Origin of the sequence: Barnesiella sp. CU968, from assembly GCF_905219685.1 — a bacterium.
GTDB classification, from domain to species: Bacteria; Bacteroidota; Bacteroidia; order Bacteroidales; family Muribaculaceae; genus Lepagella; species Lepagella muris_A.
Genome location: NZ_CAJMXD010000227.1, coordinates 1 through 4,878 on the forward strand (window position 1 = coordinate 1; position 4,878 = coordinate 4,878).

The window sequence follows — 4,878 nt, forward strand, 5'->3', positions numbered from 1 at the left end:
TGCAGAATCTTTCTCCGTTGCAGTCGAGGCAAAGGGACAAGTCTGCGATGATCATGGATGTTTTCAGGTAGGAGACTCGCATAAATTTATCGGAACAGCAATCCTGGAAAAGTCAGATACTGACGATAAAACAAAAAACGATTCCGGGACTGAAGAGGAGTCGGCAGAAAACAAATCAGAGCAACTTGTGACTCTCACCGACTCATTACAGACGGCTGAACCGTTTATGACCCCGGAACCAAACATGTCAGACATTAAGGCTGATGACTGGTGGGCAAATGTAGAAGCTAAGATGAAAATGTTTGAGGAAGCACCCGAGCAACAGACAAGAAGTTTATGGTATATATTCATAGCCGGTTTCATCGGAGGTCTAATTGCACTTGTAACCCCCTGCGTATGGCCGCTGATTCCCATGACTGTAAGCTTCTTCCTTAAACAGAACAAAAGCAGAAGCAAAGCAATCGGAGCTGCCACGACTTACGGAATTTCCATCATAGTCATATACGTTTTGCTCGGACTGCTTGTGACAATAATATTCGGTGCTTCAGCACTCAATGAACTTGCAACAAGCGCAGGCTTCAACATTGCGTTCTTCATTCTTCTTGTTGTGTTTGCTGTATCATTCATGGGAGGATTCGAACTGACACTGCCCGCTTCTTGGTCAAATAAGATTGATTCTAAAGTAGACAGTACGACAGGATATCTTTCTATTTTTTTCATGGCATTCACTCTTGCTCTTGTCTCCTTTTCATGCACAGGTCCTATTATAGGTACATTGCTCGTTGAGGCGGCGGCAACTTCCAACTTCGTTTCTCCGGCAATAGGGATGTTCGGCTTCGCACTTGCACTCGCCCTCCCCTTCTCTCTTTTCGCGATGTTCCCGACAATGCTTAAATCCATGCCGAAAAGTGGCGGATGGATGAACACGGTGAAAGTTGTGCTCGGCTTCCTTGAGCTTGCTCTGGCATTGAAGTTCCTGTCGGTTGCTGACCTTGCCTACGGCTGGAGAATACTTGACAGAGAGGTGTTCATATCCCTTTGGATTGTAATATTCGCACTGCTTGGAGTATACCTGCTTGGAAAAATCACATTCCCTCACGATTCAAAAACAGAGAGAATCGGAGTAACACGTTTCATGCTTGCCTGCGTTTCACTCGCATTCGCGGTGTACATGCTTCCCGGTCTTTGGGGTGCGCCGCTCAAAAGCATAAGTGCGTTCGCACCTCCGGTTTCAACCCAGGACTTCAACCTTTATGAAGGAAGTGTCCATGCGCAAGTCGATGATTTCGATGAAGGAATGAGGCTTGCCGGGAAACTTGACAAACCGGTTTTACTTGACTTCTCAGGATATGGATGTGTGAATTGCCGCAAAATGGAAGCAGCGGTATGGACAGATCCTGCTGTAAAATCCAAGATTGACAATGACTACATCCTTGTGACCCTGATGGTTGACGATAAAAATCCGCTGCCGGAACCAATAGTTGTAAAAGAAAAAGATGGCAAAGAACGCACGCTCCGCACATATGGCGACAAATGGAGCTACCTGCAGCGCACTAAATTCGGAGCTAACGCACAACCATACCATGTAATTGTCGACAAACAGGCAAAACCGCTTGCACCGGCTTTCGTATATAAGGAAGACATTCCGGGCTATGTCAAGTTTCTTGACAATGGAAAAAAACGTTTTTACGAAGATTCATCTAAATGAAAAAATTTCTGACATTGTCTTTTGTAACGATCTGCGCCGTTCTTTCAGGAATGGCGCAGACCTATATTCAATATGTCGATTCGGCTGACAACTATATTAAACGTGAGAACTGGGAAGCGGCAGAACGAATGACTATAGCTGCTCTCAGACTGAAACCTGCCAACAAGCTCAACTATCTCCTCTGGTCTAATCTCGGTGACATCAGAACACGTCAGCAGAATTACGAAGGTGCACTCGAAGCATTTGAAATAGCCCTTGCGTCAGCACCAAGAAAGGAATTGATTCTCAATAACCGCGCATATACATACCTGCAGATGGGCGAAGCCGAGAAAGCTCTTGCCGACATCGATTGCTCTCTTTCTCTTGACTCAGTCCAGGAATGGCCTCTGCGGATTAGAGGCAGTCTGAATCTTGGCAAAGGCAGGTATAACGATGCGGACAGGGATTTTTCTTCCTTGCAAAGACATTTCCCAACAAATGCTGCGGCATATTCAGGGTTAGGCAAACTTGCCGCTTTAAGGGGAGATGCGGACACCGCAGCGAAACTTCTTAAACAATCACTTGATCTGGAGCAGGATGAAGATACCTGGTTTTATCTTGTGCTTGTCAACATTGAATCAGACAAGATTCCAAAAGCAAAAGAGCTTCTGCTTACAGCCTTGAAACGCTATCCTCGCAGTGGAAACCTTTATCTGGCAAGAGGAATAATTCACAAAAGAAACTTTGAAAATGACGCAGCCGAAATAGATAAAAAAATTGCGATTGACTATGGCGCTGACCCACATCTGGTTGAGCAATATTTTCCAAAATTAAAAAAATAAATTCCTAAAAAAGCCCCTTTGTTTGGGGCTTTTTTATTAACTTTGCAGAAGAGGAGCGAGACTCCTCTTCTTTGTGTATAATGATTCCTGTCAAATCAAAAACCCTTACCTCGTTGGAACAATTAGCCTTACATATTGAGTATCTTTTGTTGCGTCATGATTGCGTTATCGTGCCGGGATTCGGCGCGTTTATAAACGCCCGTAAGGCTGCGAGATATGATGCCTCGGAAAGTCGATGGTACCCGATGAAAAGAGAAGTGAGATTTAACAAGGCTGTCAACCATGACGATGGTCTGCTCGCCAACTCCTATTCCCGGAAATGTTCACTACCGTTTCACGAAGCGCGGATACTGCTTAATTCAGACATCCGTCGCATGAAATCACTTCTTGAAGAAGAGGGAGAGGTGTCATTGGGAAGACTTGGAACAATATTTCTTGGAGAAGAGAATACTCTTCAGTTCTCTCCTATCACGACTCCTGATCAGATGGGTAGAGAAATGGGATTGATTTCTGTTGCGGCAACTATTGCGGCAACTGAAGGTAAAAATGAATCATCAAAAAATTCCAAAGATAGAATACACGGCTTCAATCCGGAAAAGAACTATTACATACCGGTCAACAAGACAATCGCAAAAATGGCAGCATCGCTTATGGTTGTCTTGATAGTTGCAATCATGTCCGTTCTCCCCTCCTCCCGGCGAACGGCTGAAGACCGTGCGTCTGTTCTACCGATGACTGAGATATTGGACACGGCATCAAGCGAGAAAATTGAATCTGAAATTCTCAGACAGAATAAGGATGATGAGCATGCAGTCTCAGAATCCGATAATCAGTCTGAATCCGATATAATAGGTGACTCCGTGTCACGCGTTAGAGAAAAAAGTTTTTTTCTAATAGTCGGCACATTCCGTTCGGAATCCGAAGCAGACAACTTTATAAGAAGTCGCAAACACGATTCATGTAATCTGATTTCAGTGCCTTCAAAAACGCTTTTCAGAGTCGCAGCAATGGCATCAGACGATAAGTCCGAATTAGTCAAAGAATTAAACTCTGAAAAGTTCAGATCAAGCTATCCGGAGGGATGGATCTGGGAAAATAAATAGTAAATTTTTTAAGATTTTTTCATCAAAAATTTGCACAGTTCAAAAATAAGTTGTAACTTTGCATCGCAATTCGGGAAAACAACGTTTGAAACGGGTTGCACCAACAGAAAAAATGCGAAAATAGCTCAGTTGGTAGAGCACGACCTTGCCAAGGTCGGGGTCGCGGGTTCGAGTCCCGTTTTTCGCTCCAACTAAACACAAACGTTTGTCTAGGTGGCGGAATTGGTAGACGCGCTACTTTGAGGGGGTAGTGACCGTTTGGTCGTGTGAGTTCGAGTCTCATCCTGGACACTTCATTAAATCTCAGATAATCTTTTAGGTTATTTGAGATTTTCTTTTTACGAAAAACATAATAATATCATGTCTATTTGAGTTTGTACCTGAGCAGTTTGCCGCAGTTGTCGGCCACCTCTTCTATTATCCTGTGGCATACTGTTTTCGGAAGTCTTATTTTGGTGCCGACTGCTATGAAATCTGAGATTGATAAATTGTTAATTTTGTATATGGCAAAGAAGAAGCGACAAGGACATGCAAATATGATTTTTTCCTTGTCTTTGATGCCATTCTATACGTGGACAAGACCGGCTGTCAATGGCGTAATCTACCTCATGACTTTCAGGCATGGCAGACCGTATATTACTATTTCCGTGCATGGAGTGCCATCGGCGAGTTCAAGAATCTGCTTGACAGCCTTGTCGCAGAAGTGCGATTTCAGGAAGGTCAGACACCGGAACCAAGTGTCGCGGTTGTAGATTTCATCGCCTTGACAATCACTGCGCCGGGTGGCAGTTTTGCCACCTCGTCTTTTGCTGCCTCCATAAGGTGCCATTATCACTGAGTCGTTGAACAATAAAACTATCCTCTTACCATTTCTGTGTCCCGTTGTATCTGTCTATTGTTGTATCTGTCTATTTATGTACCTTATTCGTCTCCAGCCAGCCCTCAATATTTTAATGAGATTCGGTTAATCCGATAACATAGGAATTAAGACAAATTCCTTACCATTCCAACCTATGAGCCGGGTATCGTCAAGGGCAGCGATGCGATAAAGTGGATATGGTACGTTGAAATACCTGTCAATTACTTTGCCGTTCCAGTCTATCTTGTAGATGGTCGGTGCGTATTTGTCAGCATCGGAATATCCATACCCCCAATGCAGAGCATATATATAATTATTACTGTCCGCTAAACCATAAAAAGGCGAGTCCAACTTCCTNAACGGCAGAAGTTGGGCTTACTTTTTGTA

At 43.9% G+C, this 4,878-nt stretch carries 5 protein-coding genes and 2 tRNA genes; 6 read left to right on the top strand and 1 reads right to left on the bottom strand.

The window, feature by feature from the left end:
- From JX312_RS09180 to JX312_RS09205, 6 genes are all read left to right on the top strand, one after another.
- The coding region (locus JX312_RS09180; RefSeq protein WP_204457786.1) for a protein-disulfide reductase DsbD at positions 1–1,708 on the top strand (1,708 nt) is incomplete at its 5' end.
- Positions 1,705–2,529 carry a lipopolysaccharide assembly protein LapB gene (locus JX312_RS09185; protein ID WP_204457787.1) on the top strand — a complete coding sequence of 275 codons (825 nt, stop codon included), beginning with the start codon at positions 1,705–1,707 and terminating at the stop codon, positions 2,527–2,529. The genes JX312_RS09180 and JX312_RS09185, both read left to right, overlap by 4 nt.
- A gap of 113 nt (positions 2,530–2,642) precedes the next feature.
- The gene (locus JX312_RS09190) at positions 2,643–3,632 is read left to right on the top strand and encodes a hypothetical protein (RefSeq protein ID WP_204457788.1); all 990 of its coding nucleotides are present in this window, start codon (positions 2,643–2,645) and stop codon (positions 3,630–3,632) included.
- A 114-nt stretch (positions 3,633–3,746) separates the two neighbouring features.
- Positions 3,747–3,822 (top strand) — tRNA-Gly (locus tag JX312_RS09195).
- Positions 3,823–3,839: 17 nt separating this feature from the next.
- Positions 3,840–3,923: transfer RNA gene (locus JX312_RS09200), tRNA-Leu, on the top strand.
- 280 nt (positions 3,924–4,203) lie between these two features.
- On the top strand, positions 4,204–4,470 hold the full coding sequence (locus tag JX312_RS09205) for a transposase (RefSeq protein WP_239653876.1): 267 nt from the start codon (positions 4,204–4,206) through the stop codon (positions 4,468–4,470).
- A gap of 126 nt (positions 4,471–4,596) precedes the next feature.
- Here the strand turns inward: JX312_RS09205 and JX312_RS09210 are convergent, their stop codons facing one another.
- Positions 4,597–4,842 (bottom strand): hypothetical protein, encoded by a 246-nt coding sequence (locus JX312_RS09210; protein ID WP_204457789.1) that lies wholly within the window; start codon positions 4,840–4,842, stop codon positions 4,597–4,599.
- Positions 4,843–4,878 lie beyond the last annotated feature (36 nt).